The organism is Thermobifida alba, from assembly GCF_023208015.1.
Lineage (GTDB): Bacteria > Actinomycetota > Actinomycetes > Streptosporangiales > Streptosporangiaceae > Thermobifida > Thermobifida alba.
Window position 1 is genome coordinate 921274 of sequence record NZ_CP051627.1, and the last position, 22591, is coordinate 943864.

Sequence of the window (22591 nt, forward strand, 5' to 3'; positions counted from 1 at the left end):
GGATGTCCCCGAAGGGGAGCCGAAACGCGTCGCGGCTCCGGCACACCGTCCCCGGGGTGTGGGAGCCGCGACGCGTGGGCGGGCCGGATCAGCTCGCGAAGTCCAGCAGCTGCCGGGCGCGGCTGGGGTGCCGCAGTTTGGACAGGGACTGCTTCTCCAACTGGCGGATGCGCTCCCGGGTCAGGCCCAGGTGCTTGCCGATCTCGTCGAGGGTGCGCGGCCGCCCGTCGAGCAGGCCGAACCGCAGCGACATGATGGTGGCCTCGCGCGGCTCCAGGTCGTCGAGCGCGCGGCGCAGCTGGTCGGCCATGAGCTGGCGGTCCACCACCTCGGAGGCCTCGGAGGCGTCCACGTCCTCGATGAGGTCGCCGATGCGGGTCTCGCCGTCCTCGCCGATCGTGGAGTCGAGGCTGATCGGCTGGCGGGTCACCCGCAGCAGCTCCTCGATCTGGGCGGGAGTCTTGTCGAGCTCGCGGGCCAGCTCCTCGGGCGTGGGCTCGCGCCCCATGGCCTGGTGCATGTCGCGTTCCAGGCGGCTGACCTTGCTCAGCAGCTCCAGGACGTGCACGGGCAGCCGGATGGTGCGCGCCGAGTCGGCGAAGCCGCGCTGGATCGCCTGGCGGATCCACCACATGGCGTAGGTGGAGAACTTGTAGCCCTTGGCGTAGTCGAACTTCTCCACCGCGCGGATCAGGCCGAGGTTGCCCTCCTGCACGACGTCGAGCAGGGACATGCCGCGGTCGCTGTACTTCTTGGCCACCGACACCACCAGGCGCAGGTTGGCCTCCAGCATGTGCGCCTTGGCGCGGCGGCCGTCCTCGGCGATCCACTCCAGCTCCTCGCGCTCGGAGTCGCTCAGCCGGGTCGGTTCGGGGGCGCCGTCGAGCCGGCCCAGCTTGTACTCGGCGAGCAGCCCCGCCTCGATCCGCTTGGCGAGGTCGACCTCCTGCTCGGCGGTGAGCAGTTGACGGCGTCCGATAGCTTTGAGGTAGGTGTGGACGGAGTCGCCCAGGGACGACGAGTGGTCGTCGAGGTCGGCCTCCTGGGTGTCGTGCTGCTCCGTCTCGGCCCGGGCCGCCTTCTTCCTGCGGCTCTTGCCCCTGCGGGGGCGGCGTTGGCCGGTGGTCCCGGCGGACGTGGTCTCCAGCGCGGCTTCCAGCGCTTCGTTGTCGTCGGGGTCGACCGACTCCAGTACGGTGTCCTCGCCGTTGGCGAGCCGAACGCCGGCCTCGGACAGCTCCCGGAGAATGGAACGGCCCTCGGACGGGGAGATCCCGGCCTCGGAGAACGCGGTGCGCAGCTCGGAGAGAGACACGTGTCCCTGGGCGCGTCCCCGGGCGATCAGCTCGTCGAGCGTTGCCGAGGCGGCCTCGACCTCCGCCGTCATGGGAGAGGCGGCTAGGGCAGTGCGCGACATGAGGGCACCTCCCTCCCTTCAAGACAATCGGGCGCGCGGCGGAAGAGGAGAACCGCCGTCTTGGGCGCGCCACTATGTCCAACGTGTGGAAGAGTCAAATGTTCCCGAATCTCGATTGGATATCGACAGAAGTGAGCGCGATCACCAGCCTGTTCGGTGGTGGACGCGTCGCGGATGGGGTAAGAGAGACGGTCCGGACCCGGGGCGGGGAGCCGGGAGCCCGGCCCCCCGCCCTGTGGAGGGTATGACGGTCCGCGGTGCCGCGGAGTTCCCGGTCAGGCCCGGCTCAGCCGGCGCAGGTCGGGTTTCCCGGACGGCAGCAGCGGCAGTTCGGCGCGCAGGTCCAGTTCCCGGGGCGCGGCGTAGCGCGGCAGGTGGGCGCCCACCCAGTCGCGGATCTGCTCCAGGGTGGGAGGCGCCGCGGGGTCGGCGGGGACGACGACGGCGGTGACGCGCTGCCCCCACTCGGGGTCGGGGCGCCCCACGACGGCGGCCTCGGCGACCGCGTCCAGCCGGGTGAGCAGGGCCGCCACCTCCGCGGCCACCACCTTGTGGCCGCCGGTGTTGATGACGTCGTCGGCGCGGCCGCGGACGCGCAGCCGCCCCTCCTCCCACACCCCCAGGTCCGAGGTGCGAAACCAGCGGCGGCCGTCCCGTTCCACCAGGTGGCGGTCGGTCAGGTCGGGGCGCAGCCGGTAGCCGTGGAACAGCACGGGCCCCGACAGCAGGACGCGGCCCTCCTCGTCGAGGTCGACCGCGACCCCGTCCAGGGGCACACCGTCGTAGACGCACCCGCCGCAGGTCTCGCTCATGCCGTAGGTGGTCACGACGCGGGCGCCGGCCGTGCGGGCGGCGGTCAGCAGGCCGGCGTCGGCGGCGGCGCCGCCCAGCAGCACGGTGCGGAACGGCGACAGGTCCGCGCCCGCGTCCAGCAGGCGGCGCAGCTGGGTGGGGACCAGCGACACGTGCGGGCGGTGCCCGGCGGCGGCCGCGACCGCCGCCGCGTCGAAGGAGCGGTGCAGCACCGGTGCGTCCAGCAGGCGGGCGCGCAGCAGCACCTGCAGGCCGGAGATGTGCGCGGTGGGCAGGACGCACAGCCACGGCTCGCCCGGCCGCGCACCGATCCGCGCCGTGGCGGCGCGGACGGAGGCCAGCAGCGCGGCGGAGCCCAGCTCCACGCCCTTGGGACGGCCGGTGGAGCCGGAGGTGGCGATGACCAGCGCGGTGCCGTCGGCCACGGGGACGCCGTCGGCCAGCGCCGCCACCCCCTCGGGGGTGCGCACGCTGGTCGGGCGCATCGTCTCCAGCAGGACGCGGCGGCGGGGTTCGGGGACGTCCGCGGGGATCGGCAGCAGGGCGGGTCCGCGTCCGTCCAGGGCGGCGTCCAGGAGCTCGGCGAGGTGTTCGGCGGCGAGCCCCACCACCGCCTCCAGGGGACGTCGGTTCGGCATGGTTGTCAAGGGTAGTGCGTGACCGGGTGGTGGAGGCGGCTAGGGTTGACCCCCGGAAGTGCAAGGTTGAACCAGACCAGGAGAGGCGAGGACGTGGGCAGCGTGGTGGACTGGAAGCGGTCCGGGGACTACACCGACATCATCTACGAGACCGCCGAGGGCATCGCCAAGATCACCATCAACCGCCCGGAGGTGCACAACGCCTTCCGTCCGCAGACCCTGTTCGAGCTGCAGCACGCCTTCAACGTGGCCCGGGACGACTCCTCGGTCGGGGTGATCATCTTCACCGGAGCCGGGGACCAGGCGTTCTGCTCCGGTGGCGACCAGAAGATCCGCGGCGACGACGGCTACCTGGGCGACGACGCGGTGGCCCAACAGGGCATCGGCCGGCTCAACGTGCTGGACCTGCAGGTGCAGATCCGGCGGCTGCCCAAGCCGGTCATCGCCATGGTGGCGGGCTACTCCATCGGCGGCGGCAACGTGCTGCAGGTCTGCTGCGACCTGACCATCGCCGCCGACAACGCCCGCTTCGGGCAGACCGGTCCCAAGGTCGGCTCCTTCGACGGTGGCTACGGCTCCTGGCTGCTGGCCGAGACCGTGGGGCTGAAGAAGGCCCGCGAGATCTGGTACCTGTGCCGCCAGTACACCGCCCAGGAGGCCCTGGAGATGGGCATGGTCAACACGGTGGTGCCGCTGGAGCGCCTGGAGGAGGAGACCGTCGCCTGGGCGCGGGAGCTGCTGGAGAAGTCCCCGCTGGCGCTGCGCATGCTCAAGGGCGCGCTGAACGCGGTCAGCGACGGCGCCGCGGGCATGCAGCAGTTCGCCGGGGACGCCACCATGCTCTACTACATGAGCGAGGAGGCCCAGGAGGGGCGCGACGCGTTCAAGGAGAAGCGCCGTCCCGAGTTCGACAAGTTCCCGCGCCGCCCGTGACGGGCCGGGCGTTCGCCATTCCGCTGCGCACGCGGTTCCGCGGCGTCACCGTACGCGAGGGGATGCTGGTGCGCGGCGCGGCGGGATGGGGGGAGTTCTCGCCGTTCGCCGAGTACGGTCCCGCCGAGTGCGCCCGCTGGTGGGCGGCCTGCCACGAGGCCGCCGAGGTCGGCTGGCCGGCGCCGGTGCGCGACGCGGTGCCGGTCAACGCCACGGTTCCGGCGGTGGGGCCGGAGGAGGCGGCGCGCCTCGTCACCTCCTCCGGCTGCGCCACGGCCAAGGTGAAGGTGGCCGAGCGGGGGCAGACCGAGGCCGACGACCTGGCCCGCGTGGAGGCGGTGCGGGACGCGATCGGTCCGCGCGGGAAGGTGCGCATCGACGTCAACGGGGCCTGGGACGTCGACACCGCGGTCCGCATGATCCGGCTGCTGGACCGCTTCGACCTGGAGTACGTGGAGCAGCCGTGCGCCACGGTGGAGGAGCTGGCCCGGGTGCGGCGGCGGGTGTCGGTGCCGGTCGCGGCCGACGAGTCGGTCCGGCGCGCCGAGGACCCGCTGCGGGTGCGCGACGCCGAGGCCGCCGACGTGGTGGTGCTCAAGGTGCAGCCGCTGGGCGGGGTACGCGCCGCGCTGCGGCTGGCCGAGGAGTGCGGGCTGCCGGTGGTGGTCTCCAGCGCGGTGGAGACCTCGGTGGGGCTGGCCGCCGGCGTGGCGCTGGCCGCGGCCCTGCCGGAGCTGCCGTACGCCTGCGGGCTGGCCACGATGCGGCTGCTGCGCTCCGACGTGTGCGACGACCCGCTGCTGCCCGAGGGCGGAATGCTGCCCGTGCGCCGGGTGGAGGTATCCGAGCGGCGGCTGGCCGAGGTCGAGGTCGATCCGGCGGCGTGGCGGGAGCGGATGGCGGCGGCGCGCGCCGAGTGGGAGCGCGTCGAGCGGTCGCCGTGGCCGTGAACCCGCCGACGGGGCGCGGACCCGCGGTGTGAGCCGGCGGGGCGGACCACGGGGGCCTGGGGCGGGCCGCCGCGGGCGGCGGTGACGATTCCGCCGCGGAGGGGGCATATTCTCGGGTCCTACCCGGTCGGTTCGCGGTGGTCGCACGGGAGGGCCGAGCGGGAGTCCTGGACGAGGTGTCCAGGTTTGCGCGGATACGACTGGCAAGTAGGTCTTGCGGTAAGAGAGTGTGCATGAATCCGTCTACCGCACTGGCGCGTGTCCTGGTCGACGAGCTGGCCCGGTTGGGGCTGGCCGAGGCCGTCGTCGCGCCGGGGTCCCGTTCGACTCCCCTGGCCCTGGCCCTGGTGGCCGACCCCCGGATCCGCACCCACGTCCGTATCGACGAGCGGTCGGCATCCTTCCTGGCGGTGGGGCTGGCCCGGGTGTCGCGCCGCCCCGTGGCCCTGGTGTGCACGTCGGGCACTGCCGCGGCCAACTTCCACCCCGCGGTGCTGGAAGCCGACCAGAGCGAGGTGGGGCTGGTGGTGCTCACCGCGGACCGGCCGCCGGAGCTGCGGGGGACCGGCGCCAACCAGACGGTGGACCAGATCGGCCTGTACGGGTCGGCGGTGCGCTTCTTCGCCGAGGTGGGGGTGCCCGAACCGGAGGCGGGCATGGTCGCCTACTGGCGGTCGCTGGCCTGCCGGGCCTGGGCGGCGGCCCAGGGGAGCAGACCCGGCCCGGTCCACCTCAACCTGGCGTTCCGGGAACCGCTGGTGCCCGGCCAGGGCGGCCGGCCGTGGCCGGAGCCCCTGGCCGGGAGGCCGGGGCAGCGGCCGTGGATCGAGGCGGCCCCGCGGCCCGGGGAACCCGAACCGGTGGAGCTGCCCGCGGTGGAGCGGGGCGTCATCGTGTGCGGCGACGGCGACTACGACCCGGTGCCGCTGCTGGCGCTGGCCGCCCGGACCGGATGGCCGCTGCTGGCCGAACCCACCTCCAACGCCCGCCGCGCCGAGGCGCTCTCCAGCTACCGGCAACTGCTGGCGGTCCCCGAGTTCGTCGCCGCCCACGAACCCGAACTGGTGGTGAGCGTGGGCCGTCCGGGACTGTCCCGGCAGCTGCTGGCCTACCTGCGCCGCGCCGAGCGGCACGTGGTGGTGGGGGACCCGGCGGCGTTCGCCGATCCGGTGCGGACCGCCACCGACGTGGTCGGCGCGGTGCGCGCGCCGGAGGCGGCCACGCCCGACACCGCCTGGGCCGCGTCGTGGACGGCGGCGGAGGCGGCCGCCCGGGAGGCCGCCGACCGGCTGCTGGACGCCGACGAGGCGCTGTCGGAGCTGCGGCTGGCCCGTGACCTGGCCGCCCACCTGCCGGCCGGGGCGCTGCTGTTCGCCGGGGCCAGCATGCCGATCCGCGACCTCGACGCGGTGATGCGGCCGCGCTGCGGGCTGCGCCTGGTCGGCAACCGGGGGGTGAGCGGCATCGACGGCACGGTCTCCAGCGCGGTGGGCGCGGCCCTGGCCCACCAGGCCGACGGCGGGGGAGAGGCGTTCGCGCTGCTGGGGGACCTGGCGCTGCTGCACGACCAGAACGGGCTGCTGCTGGGGGCGGACGAGCCCCGCCCGGACCTGGCGGTCGTGGTGGTCAACAACGACGGCGGCGGGATCTTCTCCGGACTGGAGCAGGCCGGGCACCCCGACTTCGAGCGGGTCTTCGGCACTCCCCACGGAGTGTCCGTGGAGCAGGTCGCGGCCACCGCGGACCTGCCCTACACGCGCCTGGAGTGGGCCACCGACCTGCCCAAGGCCTTGTTGGGGGAGGGGCTGCGGCTGGTGGAGGTGCGCACCGACCGCGCCGCCTCGGCCCGCCTGCGCCGCGCGCTGCAGGACGCGGTGGCCGACGCGGTGCGGTGAGCGGGGACCGAGGAGGGGCGCCGCCTTCCGGCGCCCGCGGCCGCGTCGCCGCCGGGGCGGGCAGGCGGCGCGGGGCTCTTGCGGGCCCCTCTTCCGAAGAAGGGGCGGGAGACGGGTCCTGTTCGTCGCGTTCACCGGCCCTCTGAGTGTGCTGCGAGTGGTGTCGCGCCTTCTCGGGGCCGGGTGGGGGCTCGGTTCACGCCTTGGTAGGTGTACGTGTATCTGGTCGTGCACAGGCAGACACGAGGAGGGGGCGTGCGGAACCGTCGCTCCCCGACCCCCGTCCCCGACCGGTTCCACCACGCCTTCCTGGCCGTGCTCCGGTTCCCGGGGCGGCTGATCGCCGTAGAGGCGGACCCCGCCTGGCCGTGGGCCCCGCCGACAGGTGGCGCGAGCGGCGGGAGGAGGACCGGGGTAGTAAGGCACGGGGACCCCAACCAGAAGGAGAGCGCATGTCGCACCGAGAAGCCGCAGCGGGCACGGTCGTGGTCGGAGTGGACGGCTCCGAGGGCAGCCTGCACGCCCTGGACTGGGCCGTCGACGCCGCCGCGGGACGCGGTGCGAGGCTGCGCCTGGTCTACGCGATGAGCCTGCCGTTGGTGACCACTCCGCTGGGCGGACCGATCCGGACGGCGCCCTCCCAGGAGGTCTCCGACGCCGCCGCCGCGCTGCTGGCCGAGGCGCTGCAGCGGGTGCACGCGGCCGCGCCCAGCCTGGACGCCGACACCGAGGTCTCCCGGATCGAGCCGCACCACGCGCTGATCCGGGCCTCCGAGGCCGCCGACCTGGTCGTGGTGGGCTCGCGGGGCCTCAGCGGCGTCAGGTCGCTCTTCCTCGGCTCGGTCGCCCAGCGGGTCGCCGCCCACGCCTCCTGCCCGGTCGTGGTGGTCCCGCCGACCAGCCAGGAGCCCGCGGCGCGCCGCGGACGTGTCGTGGTGGGCGTGGACGGCTCCGTGCACGCCGCCGCCGCGCTGCGGTTTGCGCTGGTCGAGGCCGAGCGGCTGCGCGCCGAGCTGGTCGCCGTGTCCGCCTGGCAGGCGCCCGAGGCGCCCGTCGACCCGTTCACGGTGCTGCACGCCGACGTCGACATCGACCGCGAGCAGCAGGTCGCCCGCGTCCGCGACTGGCTGCTGCGGACGGTCGACGACGCCCGCACCCCGCTGACCGAGCGGGTCCCGGTGCGGGCGGAGGCCCCCGAGGGCCACCCCGCGGCCGCGCTGCTGGCCGAGGGGGCCGACGCCGACCTGGTCGTGGTGGGCTCGCGCGGCCGCGGCGGGTTCGCCGGACTGCTGCTGGGGTCGGTCAGCCGGTCCGTGCTGCACCACGCCGTGGTGCCCGTCGCCGTGGTGCACGTGGCCGACGACACCCGGTGACCCGGCGCCTCCGCCGCGCGTTCTCCCGCCTCCCCGGGCCGGTGCGGTACGGCGCTGCCACGCTCTGGCCGGTGGGACGGGGGCGCGCCGGGGAGCACTTCATATTTCAATATATATCGGTATCCGATATATTAAGTTCATGCGATTGAGAGAGCAGAGCTATCTCGTGCTGCTGGCGCTGACCGACGGGCCGCGGCACGGGTACGCCATCACCACCACCGTGCGGGAGCTGTCCGAAGAGCGCGTCCGACTCGGTGCGGGGACCCTCTACGGAGCGCTCGACCGCCTCGCCGAGCAGGGACTGGTCGCGGTCGCCCGCGAAGAGGTCGTCAACGGACGCAACCGCCGCTACTACGAGCTGACCGAGCAGGGCCGCCGGGTGCTGGCCGAGGAGACCGAACGCATGGCGCGGATGGCCCGCCTCGCCCGGACCCGCCTGCTGGCGATGCGACCGGGATGGGGGACCGCCTGATGAGTGACCGCCACGAGCACCGGCTGCGCCGCGCCCTGCGCTACTACCCCCGCCACTACCGGGAACGCCACGGCGAGGAGATCGTCGCCACCGCGCTGGAACTGGCCGACCCTGCCGACCCGGCGTCGCTCCGGACCCAGTACCGCGACCTGGTGCGCGCGGGGCTGGCCACCCGGTGGCGGGAACGCCCCCCGATGGGACGCTGGCTGCTGTACCGGCTGTTCGACGTGCGGGTGCCGTTCCGGTACCGCATGTGGGCGCGCGACGACCTCCTGGGCCGCCGCTACTGGCTGCGCCGGGGCGTGTCGCTCCTCGCCCTCCACCTGGCCGTCGCCGTCCCCCTGTGCCTCCTGCCCCCGCGGCCCACCGTGGACCTGTTCGGGCTGAGCATGGACCGGACCGCGATCATGGCGACCGTGGCCCTGCTCCTCGTGCTCACGTCGCTGCCGACCACCGGCCGCTACCGCCGCAGGATGCTGGACAAGCACGACTTCCACCACGACGGCACCCCGGTGCGCTGGCGCACCTACCAGGACGAGCAGGGAAGGATGCGCGCCGTCCGGGACTGACCGGGCCCCGCCCCGGCGCGGTCAGTCCGTCAGGGCCGCGCGCATCGCGCGGAACTTCGCGGTGGTCTCGGCCAGTTCCGCCCGCGGGTCGGAGTCGCCGACGATGCCGGCCCCGGCGAACAGGCGGGCCCGTGCGCCGTCGATCTGGGCGCAGCGCAGCGCGATCCCCCACTCGCCGTTGCCGTGCGCGTCGATCCACCCCACGGGACCGGCGTAGCGGTCCCGCCGCATCCCCTCCAGTTCGCCGATGACCTCCATCGCCGTCCGGGTCGGGGTGCCGCCCACCGCGGCCGTGGGGTGCAGCGCCGCCAGCACCCGCAGCGTCGCCGTCCCCGGAGCCAGCGTCGCGTGCACCGGGGTGGCCAGGTGCTGCACGTTGGCCAGCCGCAGCAGCTCGGGGCGGCGGGGGGCGCGCAGCTCCGCGCAGAACGGCCCCAGCGCCTCGCGCAGCGACTCCACCGCGTAGGCGTGCTCCTCGACGTCCTTGGCGGAGGCCAGCAGCGCCTCGGCCAGGGCGGCGTCCTCGCGCCCGGTGGCCCCCCGCGGCGCCGTCCCGGCCAGCACCAGCGACTCCAGGCGGTCCCCGGCCCGCCGCAGCAGCAGTTCGGGGGTGGCCCCGGTGAGCCCGGCCACCGAGTAGACGTAGCAGTCCGGGTAGTCGGCCGCCAGCCGCGCCAGCGGGGTGCGCACGTCGATGGGGTGCGCGGCCTCGGCCACCACGTCGCGGGCCAGCACCACCTTCGCCAGCCCGGTGTCGCGGATGCGCTCCACCGCCCGGGCCACCGTCGAGGTCCACGCGTCCTCGCCCACCGTGCCCGGCAACCACCGCAGCGCGCCCACCGGCCGCGGCGGCGGCGCGGCCGCGAGGGGGGCGTCCTCCTCGCCCACCACCGTCAGCCACGTGCGGCCGCCGCGCCGCCCCACGACCACGCGCGGCAGGACCAGCGTCGACCCGGCGTCGCGGCCGTCGAAGGTGAACGAGCCGAACACCACGGGGCCGCTGCCCGGCCGGCGCACCTCGTCGTCCACGGTGATCCCCGCGAACAGCGACTCCAGCCACTCGGCCGCCGCCGTGAAGCGCCACACGCCGGACCGCTCGCTCTCGGCGGGCAGGTCCAGCCGCGCCGCGGTCCCCCACGCCACCAGGCCCTCACCGCGCCGTACCCAACTCAGCGGTGCAGCGGGGGGAAGCAGGTCGAGCAGGGCGCGCTCCTCGGGCAGCGCCGTGGTTCGCACGGTCAGACGTTCACAGGAGGTCGGAGAGATCACGAGGATGGAGTCTATGCCGCCGCCTCGACCGCCCCGACGCCGCCACCAGCACAGAAACGCCGGAGCGGTGTCGGCGGTGTCCGGGGCGTCTAGGCTGGCGAACGTTCGTCCCGTGTCGAGGTGTGCTGTGGGGGAGTGCCCAATGGGATGGTTGACCCGTGCCGTCGCCGCCGCGGCGCTGCTGTCGGTGACGGCCGCGTGCGGATCGGTCCCCGAGGGGGCCGTGCCCGACGTGTCCGGTGCGGCCGCCGACACGGGCGGCGGATCGGCGCCGCCCACGGCGAACGGTACGGCGGGCGCCGAACCCGTGCCCGAGGACTGCGCGACCTCCGCCGAGTTCCCCAAACGGCAGCTGCGCGGTGTGTGGATCGCCACCGTGCGCAACATCGACTGGCCCTCCGAGTCCGGACTGAGCGCCGACGAGCAGCGGGACGAGCTCGTCGCACAGCTGGACCGGGCCGCCGAACTGGGACTCAACGCGGTGTTCTTCCACGTGCGGCCCACTGCCGACGCCGTCTACCGCTCCGAACGGGAACCGTGGGCCCGCTACCTGACCGGAAAGCAGGGCGGCGACCCCGGCTACGATCCGCTGGAGTTCGCCGTCGACCAGGCGCACGCGCGCGGCCTGGAACTGCACGCCTGGTTCAACCCCTACCGGGTCGGCTGGCAGGAGGCCGACATCGACCACCTCGTCGACGACCACCCGGTGCGCCGCAACCCCGACTGGATGATCACCTACGACGACCAGGGCTACCTCGACCCCGGCAACCCCGAGGCCCGCGCATGGGTCGTCGACGTGGTCGCCGACGTCGTGGACCGCTACGACATCGACGGCGTGCACTTCGACGACTACTTCTACCCCTATCCGGCCGCGGGGGAGGCCTTCGACGACGACGCCAGCTGGCGGGCCCACGGGGACGGCTTCGACGACCGGGCCGAGTGGCGGCGCGACAACGTCAACCAGCTGATCCGGGACGTGCACGAACGCGTCGAGCAGACCAAGCCGTGGGTGCGGTTCGGGGTGAGCCCGTTCGGGATCTGGCGCAACCGCAGCAGCGACCCGTCCGGGTCGGCCACCAGCGGCCTGCAGTCCTACGACGCCCTCAACGCCGACACCCGCACCTGGATCCGGGAGGGCTGGATCGACTACGTCGTCCCGCAGCTGTACTGGCCGCAGGGCTTCGCCACCGCCGACTACGCCGAACTGGCGCCGTGGTGGGCCGCGGAGGTGGCGGGCACCGGCGTGGACCTGTACATCGGACAGGCCGCCTACCGGGTGGGGGAGGACGGCTGGCGGGGCGCCGACGCGCTGTCGCGGCAGCTGGACCTCAACACCGCCCACCCCGAGATCACCGGCGACGTCTACTTCTCGATGAAGGACCTCGACGGCCGGGCACGCCAGGCCGTCGAGCGGGTGGCGGCCGACCACTACACGCGCCCGGCGCTGCCGCCGACGGCGGACGACGCCCGCGGCACGCCCGCGCCGGTGGGCGGACTGGCCGCCGAGGCCGACGCCGAGGGGGTGACGCTGAGCTGGGAGGGCGGGGCGGACGACCGGATGTACGCCGTCTACCGGGTGCCCGCCGACGCCGACCTCTGCGCGCTCGCCGACGCCGAACACCTGGTGGCGGTGCTCGGCGGAGAGCAGCGGACCTACCGTGACGCCTACGACGGCTCCGAGGCGGTGCGCTACCACGTGACCGCGCTGGACGCCTTCCGGGTGGAGAGCGCGCCCGCGGAGGGCGTCGTGGTGGCCCCGGGGTGAGCCAACACCAACCTTCTGGTTAGGTCGGGGCGCAACAGGCCGGGTATCGCCCGCCGCCGAACGGATAGAAACTGGGTAGCGGGGCAGAGTCGCAGACGCGCACCGGTGCTGGGTCCCGGTCGGTGAAGGAGGGCGCCATGTCTTTGCGGGAGAACGAGCGGCGGATTCTGGCCGAGATCGAGGACCGGCTCAGCGCCGACGATCCCGAGCTCGCCGAGGTGCTGGCCTCCTTCGACACGGACGACTACAGCGACTCCGAGGAGGTCGCGGAGGCGTGGAAGCCCTGGGCGGTGTGCGGCGCGATCGCGGTCGTGGTGGCGGGGCTGCTGGTCGCGCTGTTCGTGGCGGTGCCCGGTGCCGGGCCTGAGGGGGAGCCCGCGCCCGCCGACCGCCCGGGCGGCGGGGTGTCGCAGACGCTCACGCCCTGAGCGCGGGCGCGGGCTCCCCGGACAGGCCGGAGAGCCCGCGGCGGAACCGGGTCACAGCCCGGCGAGGAAGCGCTGGGCCAGCGGGGCGGCGGCTCCCGCGCCGCTGCCGCCGTCCTCGACGATCACCGCGAAGGCCACGTCGCCCTCGAAGCCCACGAACCAGCCGTGCGCCGACATCTCCTCGTCCTCGACGTACTCGCCGTACTCGGCGGTGCCGGTCTTGCCGTGCACCTCGCCGGTGAAGCCGACGTCCTCGGCGGTGCCGTCGGTGACGACCGCGCGCATCATGGCGCGCAGCTGCTCGGCGTGGTCGACCGGCACCGGGGCGGGCCGGTCGGCCGGGGCGGGATCGGTGACCAGCACCGGCGCACGCCAGTGCCCGTCGGCCACGGCCGCGGGAACGGTGGCCATGTGCACCGGGGAGGTCAGCATCTGGCCTTGGCCGATGCTCATGGCGGCCAGCAGGGTCTCGTTCTCCGGGGTGGGGAAGGTCGGGGTGAAGGTGGGCACGCCGAGGTCGAGGTCGCGGTTGAAGCCGTACCTCTCGGCCGCGGCGACCAGGGAGGAGGCGTCCAACCGGGTGACGACCTCGGAGATCAGCGCGGTGTTGCAGGAGGTCGCGAACGCCTCGGTGACGCTCTGGGCGCCGTAGGCGGCCTCTCCGGCGTTCCGGAACGGCCAGCCGCCGACGTCGACGGTCTCGGCGCAGTCCATGGTGGCGTCGGTGCCCAGCCCGGCGCCGAGCAGCGCGTCGTAGGAGATGATCTTGAAGGTCGATCCGGGAGCGTACTGGCCCTCCAGGGCGCGGTTGAACCCGCCGGGGACGTTGGCCACGGCCAGGACCTCTCCGGTGGAGGGGCGGATCGCGACCAGGGCGGTCTCCTTGCTCTGCCCGATGATCGCGTTGGCGGCGGCCTGCTGGACCTCCAGGTCGATGGAGAGGGTGACGTCCTGCCCCGGGGCGCCCTCGACGGTGCCCACGACCGCGGAGTCCTCCGGCTCCTCGACGGGTTCTGTGCCCTCCTCGACCACCTGGATCAGGGTGGTGGGGGTGCCGGCCAGGCGCGCCTGCAGGGAGCGCTGCAGGCCGCTCTTGCCCACCGGGTCGCCCTCGTCGTAGGCGGGGCCGAGTTCCGCGACGTCCTCGGCGGTGGCGGGGCCGACCTCCCCGACGATCATCTGGATCGACCCGGAGACGTCCGGGGTGTCCACGGGGGTGCCGTCGGAGGCCAGGACGCGACCGCGTTCTCCCCAGGTGTCGGAGCGTGCCAGGGTCTGGCCGGGGCCGAGGGCCGGGTGCAGCGCGGCGGGGCTGAAGTCGACCTTCCACTGTCCGTCGACGCGTCGCAGCGGCAGTTCGCCCTCGTAGGTCCACTCCCCGGTGTCGCCGAGGGCCAGGGTGGCGGTGAACGGGGCGGTGGCCGTGTCGCCGTCCACCACGGTCGCGCCCGTGGTCACCTCGACCGACTCCACGCCCAGGTTCTCGGCGACCGCGGAGTGGAGAGCGGAGGCCTCCCCCGAGGTGGCCAGCCGGTCCAGGGCCGGGTGGTCGCCGGAGCTCCAGGCGGCCGCGTACGCGGCCACGGTGTCCTCGGGGGCGGGACGGGAGGCCAGGTACCAGTAGACGCCTCCGCCCACGAGGGCCACGACCAGGACCGCGGCCAGGACGGCCAGGAGCGGGCCGCGCCGGGCCCGCCTCCGCGGCCCGCCTCCGCGGCGGTGCTCGTCCTCGGAGTCGTACGGGTCGTCAGAAGGGTGCCGGCGGCCGGGGGCAGGGTGGTCGTACCGGGGTTCGTCGGGGTCGTACCGGTGGTGGTGCTCGGCCGGGTGGGGGGCCGGACGGCGGCCGCGCGGGGGGTCGTACGGGCGGCCGGGGCCGGAGTCGTGGTGGGGGTCGCCCGGTGGTCCATGCCAACGGCGGGGAGCGGGGAGAGGCTCGGAGGGAGAGGGACGTTCTCGGGACGTCCGTTCGTCGTCCGCGCTCAAGAGCGTCGTCCTTAGGGATCGGGGTCGGGGAGGAGGAAGCCCCGCGAGCAGAGGGGACGCGGGACGGAGAGGTGTGTGGCTGGTGCGGCGGTCGCCTCTCGGCACAGGGCACAACGCGGCTCCGAAGGACCGTGCGGGCGAGCCGCGGTGTGCGGGCCGCACGCGGTATTCCGCGAAGGCGTGGGTTAGAGCCCGGGGGACACTTGCTACCACACCAGCCAAGCAGAGACTCTAACCCATCGTGACGGCCGCGGGGGGCGAAGCGGGACGACGGAGCGTCTCCGGTCAGTCCCGGGTCCGGCAGATCCGGGTCATCTCCGCCCGGGAGCGGACCTTGGTCCGCCGGCGCCCCCGGGCGCGTCCCAGCTCCTCCTCGTGCCGTTCCAGCCGCTGCCACCCCTCCCAGGTGGTGAACGGGACGCCGCGCGCGTGCAGCAGGCGGATCAGGGCCTCGGGGTCCGGTTCGGCGGCGCGCGGCAGTGCGGCGAGGTCGGCGGCGAGGCAGGCCACGGTCTCCAGGGCGTCGCCCTTGGTGTGGCCGATGAGGCCGACCGGGCCGCGTTTGATCCAGCCGGTGACGTAGACGCCGGGCACCGGCCGCTCGTCGAGGTCCAGGACCCGTCCCCGCGCGTTCGGCACGACACCGCGCTCCTCGTCGAAGGGCAGGTCGGCCAGGGGCGAACCGAGGTAGCCGATGGCGCGGTAGACGCTCTGCACCTCGTACTCCAGGAACCTTCCGGTGCCGCGCACCCCGCCGGAGCCGTCCGGTTCCGTGCGTTCGGTGCGCAGCCCGGTGACGCGGTCGGCGCCCAGGACGGCCACCGGGCGCTGCAGGAAGTGCAGGTGGACCCGGCGGGGCTCCCCGCGGGGATCGCGGACCGCCCAGTCCTGCAGGATCCTGACGTTGGTCCTGATCTGGTTGGAGCCGTTGACGGCGGCGATGCCGGCCGCGTCGAGCTCGCACTCCTCGGGGTCGACGACCACCTCCACTCCGGGCTGCTGGTCGAGCTCCCGCAGTTCCATGGGGGTGAACTTGGCCTGGGCGATGCCGCGGCGGGCGAAGACGTGCACGTCGGTGATGCGCTTGGCGGCCAGGTCGCGGTGCACGTTGTCGGTGATGTCGGTGTCGAGCAGGTCGTCGGCGTGTTTGGCGAGGATGCGGGCGACGTCCACGGCGACGTTGCCCGCCCCCAGCACGGCGGCGGCGGTGCCGCCGAGGGGCCAGGCCTCGGGGGCGTCGGGATGGCTGTCGTACCAGGCCACGAAGTCCGCGGCGCCGTGGCTGCCGGGCAGGTCGATTCCGGGGATGTCCAGTCTCCGGTCCCGGTCGGAGCCGGTGGCGAAGACGACGGCGTCGTAGTGGCGGCGCAGGTCCTCCAGCTTCAGGTCGACGCCGTAGTCGACGTTGCCGAGGAAACGGACCTGCGGCCGGTCGAGGACCTTGTGCAGCGCCCCCTGGATCTGCCTGATCCGGGGATGGTCGGGGGCGACGCCGTAGCGGACCAGGCCGTAGGGGGCGGGCAGCCGGTCCAGGACGTCGATGCTGGGCCGTACCCCGGCGGCGGCCAGGGTCTCGTCCTTGGTGAGCAGGTCGGCGGCGTAGATCCCGGCGGGCCCCGCGCCCACGATTCCCACGCGCAGCTGGTGCGTCATCGGTTCTCCCCTCGTCTCCGGGCCGTGCGGGCGGTGCGTCAGGCGAAACGCGGTGCGCTCCCCGACGCCCGGAGGTGTTGAGATCGACCCGACCGGGGCCGACTGGGAGTGCGGTTATCCAGTCAACCGATCGGTCAGGTAGGCAATATGCCGAAGGAAACGATCCACCGAGAGTGTAGCGGTGGCCACACCGGGTGGCAGGAGGGGGGCGCGGTCAGCCGTGCGCCGCCGTCACGCCGCGGGAGCCGTCCGTCCCGCCGCCAGTTCGGCCTTGACCGAGGAGGCGAACCGCGCCACCCGCTCCTGGCCGGAGAGCTTCTGGATGGCGGCCATCACCGCCTCGGTGGCCTCCCGCCGGGCGCGTGCCCGTCCCGCCTGCCCCTCCCACGGGGACAGGTCCACCGGTTCGCCGAAGCGCACCCCGATCCGGCGCAGCGAGGGGATCCGGCGCCCCGCGGGCATGATGCGGTTGGTGCCCGCCAGTGCGGCCGGGACCACCGGGGCGCCGGAGGACAGCGCCAGCCAGGCCAGTCCGGTCTGCCCCTTGTACAGGCGGCCGTCGGGGGAGCGGGTGCCCTCGGGGAAGATCCCGAACACCCTGCCCTCGGCCAGCACGGCGAGGCTGTTGTCCATCGCCTCCTGCGCGCTCTGCCCGGGGCGGCGGTCCACCGACAGCTGGCCGATGGCGCGCAGTGCCCGGGTGAAGGCCCGCTGCGCCGGGTTGCCCTCGGCGAACAGCTCCTTCTTGGCGATGAAGACGATCGGCCGCGGCACCACCACGCCCAGGAACAGCGGGTCGAGGTTGGACAGGTGGTTGCAGGCGAGGATCACCGGGCCGTGCGCGGGGATGTGGTGCAGGCCCTCCACGTGCAGGGGCCACAGCGCCCGGGTGGTCGGAGCCACGATCACCTTGGCGGCCTCGTACAGCGTCAGCGGCACGGCCCGTTCCCCCTCGCTTCACCCTGTCGTCACCCGCGCGTGGCCGCGCGGGGCCACGATCGACCGCGCGGAACTCTACCGGTCGCAGACAACGGCGTGGTCACGGAGTGCCGGGAAAATCCTCCCCGGCATCTCGCGCTACAGTGGTCTAGACCTATCGGGGAAGAGACGAGGATCCATACCATGGCGCGTCTGATTGATGTCAGCCACCAGATCGTGGCTGGTATGACCACCTACCCGGGACTTCCCGCCCCGGTCGTCGAGGACCACCTGTCGTTCGAGGAGTCGCGGGAGGACTACGCCTCCGGCACCGAGTTCCAGATCCGCCGCATCTCGATGGTCGGCAACACCGGCACCTACCTGGACACTCCCTCCCACCGCTACCGGGACGGCTCGGACCTGGCCGACCTCCCGCTGGAGAAGGTCGCCGCGCTGCCGGGACGCGTGGTCGACGCCGTCGGCCGCGGGGTCGGCCCCGAGGCCTTCCGCGGCCTGGACCTGGCGGGCCGGGCCGTGCTGATCCGCACCGGCTGGGACCGGCACTGGCGCACCGAGGCCTACGGCGGACCCGACCACCCCTTCCTCACCGAGGACGGCGCCAAGGCGCTGGTCGACGCCGGCGCCACCCTGGTGGGCATCGACTCGGTCAACATCGACGACACCTCGCCCGACAGCGGGGGAGCCCGTCCCGCGCACTCGGTCCTGCTGGCCGCCGGCATCCCCGTGGTGGAGCACCTGTGCCTGCTCCACCAGCTGCCCGAGGAGGGCTTCCAGTTCTTCGCGGTCCCGGTGAAGGTCCGCGGCATGGGCACGATGCCGGTCCGCGCCTTCGCCCTCGTCTGAGGCCCGGGACGGGGCCGCTCCTCCCCTGGGGGGACCGCAGGCCGGAAGCCCTGGCGGGCCCCGCTCGGCTCCGCCGGGGCGCCCCCGCCCCCTCCGGCCGGGTCACGACTGCGGGGAGCCCCGGCCCGCGGCCGCGGTGCGCAGGGCCGCAGCCAGCGCCCGCACCTCCATGACCAGCCGGGGGTGGTCGGGCATGCTGGGCAGCGCCCCCAGGCGGGGGGCGCGCCGCTCCCGCAGCGCCGCCGACAGTTCGTCGAAGGCCAGTCCCAGCCGCTGCAGCGTGATGTGCGTGGTGGGCGGCACGTCCTCGGCCGCCAGCGTCGCCAGCGCCAGGTAGCCGGTGCGCTGGGCGGCGATGACCACCGGCCACAGCGGGGCGGTGTGCTCGGCGCGCGGCACGTCGCCCACCGCGCTGTCGTAGACGCCGCGCAGCCGCAGCAGGTCCGCGCGCAGGTCCCGGCGCAGCCGGTAGCGCTGTTCCGGCCCGAGGCGCACATCCGGGTCCAGGGCCTCCAGCAGCACCCGGCGGCTGGTCCGCAGTGTCGTGGCGATGGTCTGGGGCAGGCGGCTCGCCGAGGCGCGCCGCCACAGCAGCAGCGCCCCCGCCACTCCCACCAGCGAACCGACCAGGGTGTCCACGATGCGTTCGCGCACCAGCAGTTCCACCGGGTACGGCGCGGCCGTGTACGCCAGCAGCAGCGCCATCGGGGTCAGCGCGATGCTGGCGTAGCAGAAGCTGCGCGGCAGCACCGTCTGGGCCAGCGCCTGCAGCAGCGCCGCGACCGCGACCACCGCGGGCAGCGGGAGCGGGAGGGCCAGTATGAGCCCGCCGAGCACCACGCCGACCGCGGTGCCGATCGCGCGCTGGGCCGACCGGTTGGCGGTGAGCACCACGTTGCCGCCCTGCAGGACCGAGGCCGCGGTGATCGGCACCCAGTAGAACCGCTCGAAACCCAGCAGGATGGCCAGCAGCCCGGCGACGGCCACGGTGATGCCCATGCGCAGCGCGGTCGGCCGGACCAGCGACTCGCTGCTCCACCCCGAGCGCAGCGAGTCCAGCAGCGGCGGGGTGCGCCGGTCGTACAGCTGTACCCCGCGCCCCTCCACCTCGTGGTCGAGCCGGCGGGCGCTGCGCGCGGCCCGCGCCAGCAGCCGGTACAGCCGCGACTCCAGGGAGCGGGGCCGCAGCCCGCGGCGCGCCCCGTCGAGCCGCTCCGGGGCGGGCGAGGCCTCGGGCCGGGCCACCGCGCGGGCCAGGTCGTCGGCGAAGTCGGCGACCACCCCGGGCAGGGGAGTGGTGCGGCCCAGTGTCACCTCGGTGGCCATCAGGTGGATGTCGGAGACCCAGCGCAGCAGCGCGCGCAGCCGGGCGGCGCGCGGGCTGTCCCGGTGGCCGCGGGTCTGGGCCTGGAGCACGATCCGCCACGCGGCGGCGACCGCCAGCGACGCGTCGTGCTGGGCGTGGTCCACCCGGGGGGTGCCCACGGCCCGCAGCAGCGCGCCCAGGTGGCGGAAGGCGGCGGCCACCGCCCGCTCCTCGGGGCGGCGGGAGCGCAGCAGCACGCCCGACATGGACACCAGCCAGCCGACGCCCGCGCCGATCGCGGCCACCCCGGCGTGCTGGGGAACCGCGGCGATCCCGCCGGGCACGATGGTGGCGATCGCGCAGACCAGGACGAAGTAGAACGGTCCGGGCGCTTCGACGCGCAGCGACTGGCAGGCCCAGGTGGCGGTGCCCGCCACCGCGCCGATGGCCAGCGCCGCCGACCACGGCGAGACCGCGCTGAGCGAGCCGACCGCGACGCTGGCGACGAACCCCGCCGCGATCAGCGCCAGTGAGGCGGCCCGGTGCGCGTAGGGGGTGTTCCGCTCGTACAGCGCGGTCATCGAGCCCAGGGCGGCCAGTGAGCCGAGGGACGGGGAGAAGAGGGCGGCGACCAGGCCGAAGGAGAGGCTCATCGCGATTCCGGCGCGCAGCCCCCGGGTCCACCCCCAGGGGCCCGGGGCCAGACCGAAGACCGCGCGGAGGTCGAGGCGCGGCCGGGGGCGCTCGGCGATCCTGGCCCGGATCCGGGCGGGCGGCCGCCCCTCGGGCGGGGGACTGCTGCTGTCGTCCGTTTCCTGACCGTTCACGAGGCCCATGCTAGAGCCTGCAATTTTTGGTAATTTGTCGGCCTTGTCGCCTTTCGGTGGTGGGAGTGCCGCGAAGGCGGGACGCCCGCGGCGGGAACGGAACGCGGCACGGGCCGCGGGGCGGCGGCCCGACCGTCGGCGCCTGCGGGGCCTGGAGACCCCGGCGGACGCCCGGTGGCCGCGGGCCGTGCCACAGCACACCACCGCTCACCGCCGTCCGGGCCCGGATCGGACCCCGGCGAAACGTCCCGGCGCCTGCGGCAGGCCCGGAGGAGCCCCGGGCCCGCCGCGGAAGCGGACGGGCTCGGGGCTCAGGACCGGTCCGGCGGGTCCTCGCCGCGGTGGTGGGCCCCGGCGGGGCGGTCCGGTTCCGCGGCGGCCGCGCGCAGGCGGCGGAGTTCGGCCAGGGCGTCGTCGAGCTGGGCCTCGGCGCGTTCGGCGCGGCGCAGGGTCTGGGCGCGTGCCTCCTCCAGCGCGGCCAGGCGTTCGGCGGCGGCCTGCCGGGCCTCGGCCAGCGAGGCGGTGAAGGCGTCGCGTTCGGCCTTCAGGTCGGCGCGGGCGGCCTCCCGGACCCGGTCCAGTTCCGCGGCGAGCCGGTCGCGCTCGGCGAGGGACCGCTCGGCGCGCGCCTCGGCCGCGTCGCGGGCGGCGGCGGCCTCGGCCAGGCGTTCCCGGAGCCGGTCCAGTTGCTCGGCGAGGTCAGCCCGCTCGGCGGCGGCCCGCCGTTCGACCTCGGCGACGCGCTGACCGGCCCGGTCGCGTTCCCGCGCCACCAGGGCTTCGGCCTCGGCACGGGCCCGCGCCACCTGCTCACGGGCCTCGGCCCGCGCCGCGTCCCGTTCGGCGATGGCGGCCGCCGCCTCGGCGGCGGCCGCGTCGCGCTCCTCGGCGCGTTCGCGGGCCTGGGCCAGGGCTTTCTCCCGTTCGGCCAGGGCCTCGTCCCGTTCGACCAGCGCCGCATCGGCCATGCGCTCGGCCGCGCCCGCCGCGGCGACCGCCGCCTCGGCGGCCTCCCCGGCCCGCGCGGCCTCGGACTCGGCCGCCCGGCGCGCCCGTTCGGCGGATCGCCGCTCCTCGTCGGCGGCCAGCCGGGCCGCCTCGGCGTCGGCGACCTGGCGTGCCGCGGCGATCCGGGCCGCTTCCACCTGGGCCTCGGCGGCGGCCGGATCGGTCATGGTGGTGAAGGCCGCGGTGGCCTCCTGCAGGGTCGCGGTGAGCTGCTCGGCCTGGACCGCGAAACGGGTCAGCAGGTCCTCGGCGCGCAGCCGCGCGGTGGTGATCGGGGCGGCCTCGGCGAGGGAGGCTGGGGGCGGGGACGGGGTGCTCCCGTCGGCCGGTCGCCGGGGTGCGGCCTGCTCCTGTGCGGCCTGCGCCTCCTGCTGCAGGCGCTGGCGTTCCCGCCAGGCGCGCCACCGGGTGTGCTCGGGAAGGTCGCAGTACTGCGGTGGGCGTCCCGGGGAGGAGGGGCGGACGACGGGACGGGTGCACCCGGGGAAGTTGCACAGGGTGGAGTCGGTTTCGGCCACGCCGACGAGCCTAACGGCTCCGCACGGGACCGGTGGGGCGATCGGCGCCGGCGGCGTGGCCGCGCGGGCGGTCGGTACGCGCGGAGGTCCGCGGCACGCCGAAGGCCGAGGAGCGGACGTCCTCGGCCTTCGGCACGGCCCCGGGAGGAGAGAGCCGTCGGTCAGTCGTGCGGGCCCGCGCCGATCCGCGAGACCATGGTGGTCACGAACGGGCGGAAGCCCTGGCTCTCGTAGAAGCGGATGGCCGCGGAGTTGCCGGACACGGCGGGCAGCTCCAGGTCGCGCACGCCGATCTCGGCGAGCTGCCGGCGGACCTCGTCGAGCAGGCCGCCGCCCACGACGTCCAGGGAGTGGTCGGGGTGCACCGACAGCGTCTGGACGACCGCGACCCGGTCGCCCCGGTCCCAGGAGCCGTGGTACTCGTCACGGACGGTCACCATCGCGTAGCCGACGTCGACCCCGTCGCTCTCCGCGATGACGGCGATCGTGTCGGGCTCGGACAGCCACTCCACGTAGCGCCGACTGCGGCGGCGCCACGACTCCTCCACGCTCACCGAGCCGAGGAGGTCTTCCAGGTGAGACGCGATCGTCGTGTGCTGCCGGTGCAGGGCCCCCCACAGCTCGGCCAGTTCTGCTACCTCGAAGGGACCGATGTAGCGGAAGCGCAGCACGCCCGAAACCCCGGTGTGGGGTTTGGTCTCCAACGAAGTTTGCATCTTTTTCTCACCTGTCCCCGATGTGGTGATGTGATGCGCGCAGTGGCGATCGTCCCTATTCGATGCCGGTCTGAGCGTTGCTTATGAGCCTACTTGCCAGTTTGGGGAGTGCTGCGTCAGAGGGGAAGGGAAAAGGGCGCCTCTCGTGACTAGAGCGAAAGTTTTGTCTTTTTTAACAGGTGTTCCCCGTCTGTGGGCTGCCCTCCGGCTGCCCCCGGTGGCCGGGGGGACACCGAAAGTTGTGGCAAAGTGTGAGGGATCACGTCCGGGCCG

Annotated in this window: 18 protein-coding genes; 9 read left to right on the forward strand and 9 right to left on the reverse strand. The window is 74.5% G+C overall.

Annotated features, from left to right (window positions below; all coding sequences use genetic code 11):
• Positions 1-88: 88 nt before the first annotated feature.
• Together FOF52_RS04255 and FOF52_RS04260 are read right to left on the reverse strand one after the other, a co-directional pair.
• The gene (locus FOF52_RS04255) at positions 89-1417 is read right to left on the reverse strand and encodes a sigma-70 family RNA polymerase sigma factor (protein ID WP_248592527.1); all 1329 of its coding nucleotides are present in this window, start codon (positions 1415-1417) and stop codon (positions 89-91) included.
• Between the two features lie 275 nt (positions 1418-1692).
• Entirely contained in the window at positions 1693-2868 is a 1176-nt protein-coding gene (locus FOF52_RS04260) for an AMP-binding protein (protein WP_248592528.1), read from the reverse strand.
• A 93-nt stretch (positions 2869-2961) separates the two neighbouring features.
• Here FOF52_RS04260 and menB point away from each other — a divergent pair, with 93 nt between their 5' ends.
• From menB to FOF52_RS04290, 6 genes are all read left to right on the forward strand, one after another.
• Positions 2962-3801, forward strand: coding sequence for a 1,4-dihydroxy-2-naphthoyl-CoA synthase (gene menB, locus FOF52_RS04265; RefSeq protein ID WP_248593745.1), 840 nt, complete (start codon positions 2962-2964; stop codon positions 3799-3801).
• Positions 3798-4751 (forward strand): o-succinylbenzoate synthase, encoded by a 954-nt coding sequence (locus FOF52_RS04270; RefSeq protein WP_248592529.1) that lies wholly within the window; start codon positions 3798-3800, stop codon positions 4749-4751. The genes menB and FOF52_RS04270 overlap by 4 nt, the downstream gene beginning before the upstream one ends.
• A gap of 233 nt (positions 4752-4984) precedes the next feature.
• Positions 4985-6646, forward strand: coding sequence for a 2-succinyl-5-enolpyruvyl-6-hydroxy-3-cyclohexene-1-carboxylic-acid synthase (menD, locus tag FOF52_RS04275; protein WP_248592530.1), 1662 nt, complete (start codon positions 4985-4987; stop codon positions 6644-6646).
• A 452-nt stretch (positions 6647-7098) separates the two neighbouring features.
• A complete protein-coding gene (locus tag FOF52_RS04280; protein WP_248592531.1) occupies positions 7099-8019 on the forward strand; it encodes a universal stress protein in 921 nt (306 codons plus the stop codon).
• A gap of 139 nt (positions 8020-8158) precedes the next feature.
• Positions 8159-8491, forward strand: coding sequence for a PadR family transcriptional regulator (locus tag FOF52_RS04285; RefSeq protein ID WP_248592532.1), 333 nt, complete (start codon positions 8159-8161; stop codon positions 8489-8491).
• Positions 8491-9060, forward strand: a complete 570-nt coding sequence (locus FOF52_RS04290) for a DUF5313 family protein (RefSeq protein WP_248592533.1) — start codon at positions 8491-8493, stop codon at positions 9058-9060. The genes FOF52_RS04285 and FOF52_RS04290 overlap by 1 nt, the downstream gene beginning before the upstream one ends.
• Positions 9061-9081: 21 nt before the next feature.
• Here FOF52_RS04290 and FOF52_RS04295 read toward each other — a convergent pair whose 3' ends face one another.
• Complete coding sequence (locus FOF52_RS04295) at positions 9082-10329, reverse strand: isochorismate synthase (protein ID WP_425265528.1); 1248 nt, start codon at positions 10327-10329, stop codon at positions 9082-9084.
• Between the two features lie 142 nt (positions 10330-10471).
• Between FOF52_RS04295 and FOF52_RS04300 the strand changes: the two genes are divergently transcribed.
• Entirely contained in the window at positions 10472-12094 is a 1623-nt protein-coding gene (locus FOF52_RS04300; RefSeq protein WP_248592534.1) for a glycoside hydrolase family 10-like protein, read from the forward strand.
• 137 nt (positions 12095-12231) lie between these two features.
• The gene (locus FOF52_RS04305; protein ID WP_248592535.1) at positions 12232-12522 is read left to right on the forward strand and encodes a DUF3040 domain-containing protein; all 291 of its coding nucleotides are present in this window, start codon (positions 12232-12234) and stop codon (positions 12520-12522) included.
• 51 nt (positions 12523-12573) lie between these two features.
• Here FOF52_RS04305 and FOF52_RS04310 read toward each other — a convergent pair whose 3' ends face one another.
• The 3 genes from FOF52_RS04310 to FOF52_RS04320 all read right to left on the reverse strand — a co-directional run bounded on the left by FOF52_RS04310 (position 12574) and on the right by FOF52_RS04320 (position 17094).
• The gene (locus tag FOF52_RS04310; protein ID WP_248592536.1) at positions 12574-14508 is read right to left on the reverse strand and encodes a penicillin-binding transpeptidase domain-containing protein; all 1935 of its coding nucleotides are present in this window, start codon (positions 14506-14508) and stop codon (positions 12574-12576) included.
• Positions 14509-14793: 285 nt separating this feature from the next.
• Positions 14794-16143 (reverse strand): FAD-dependent oxidoreductase, encoded by a 1350-nt coding sequence (locus FOF52_RS04315; protein WP_248593747.1) that lies wholly within the window; start codon positions 16141-16143, stop codon positions 14794-14796.
• 249 nt (positions 16144-16392) lie between these two features.
• On the reverse strand, positions 16393-17094 hold the full coding sequence (locus tag FOF52_RS04320) for a lysophospholipid acyltransferase family protein (RefSeq protein ID WP_248593748.1): 702 nt from the start codon (positions 17092-17094) through the stop codon (positions 16393-16395).
• Between the two features lie 189 nt (positions 17095-17283).
• On the opposite strand from FOF52_RS04320, the gene FOF52_RS04325 reads away from it, so the two are divergent.
• On the forward strand, positions 17284-17943 hold the full coding sequence (locus FOF52_RS04325) for a cyclase family protein (protein ID WP_248592537.1): 660 nt from the start codon (positions 17284-17286) through the stop codon (positions 17941-17943).
• Positions 17944-18045: 102 nt separating this feature from the next.
• On the opposite strand, the gene FOF52_RS04330 is transcribed toward FOF52_RS04325, so the two are convergent.
• The 3 genes from FOF52_RS04330 to FOF52_RS04340 all read right to left on the reverse strand — a co-directional run bounded on the left by FOF52_RS04330 (position 18046) and on the right by FOF52_RS04340 (position 22318).
• Positions 18046-20076, reverse strand: coding sequence for an FUSC family protein (locus FOF52_RS04330; RefSeq protein ID WP_341849740.1), 2031 nt, complete (start codon positions 20074-20076; stop codon positions 18046-18048).
• 311 nt (positions 20077-20387) lie between these two features.
• On the reverse strand, positions 20388-21602 hold the full coding sequence (locus FOF52_RS04335; RefSeq protein ID WP_248592538.1) for a hypothetical protein: 1215 nt from the start codon (positions 21600-21602) through the stop codon (positions 20388-20390).
• Between the two features lie 161 nt (positions 21603-21763).
• Complete coding sequence (locus FOF52_RS04340; protein WP_248592539.1) at positions 21764-22318, reverse strand: GNAT family N-acetyltransferase; 555 nt, start codon at positions 22316-22318, stop codon at positions 21764-21766.
• Positions 22319-22591 lie beyond the last annotated feature (273 nt).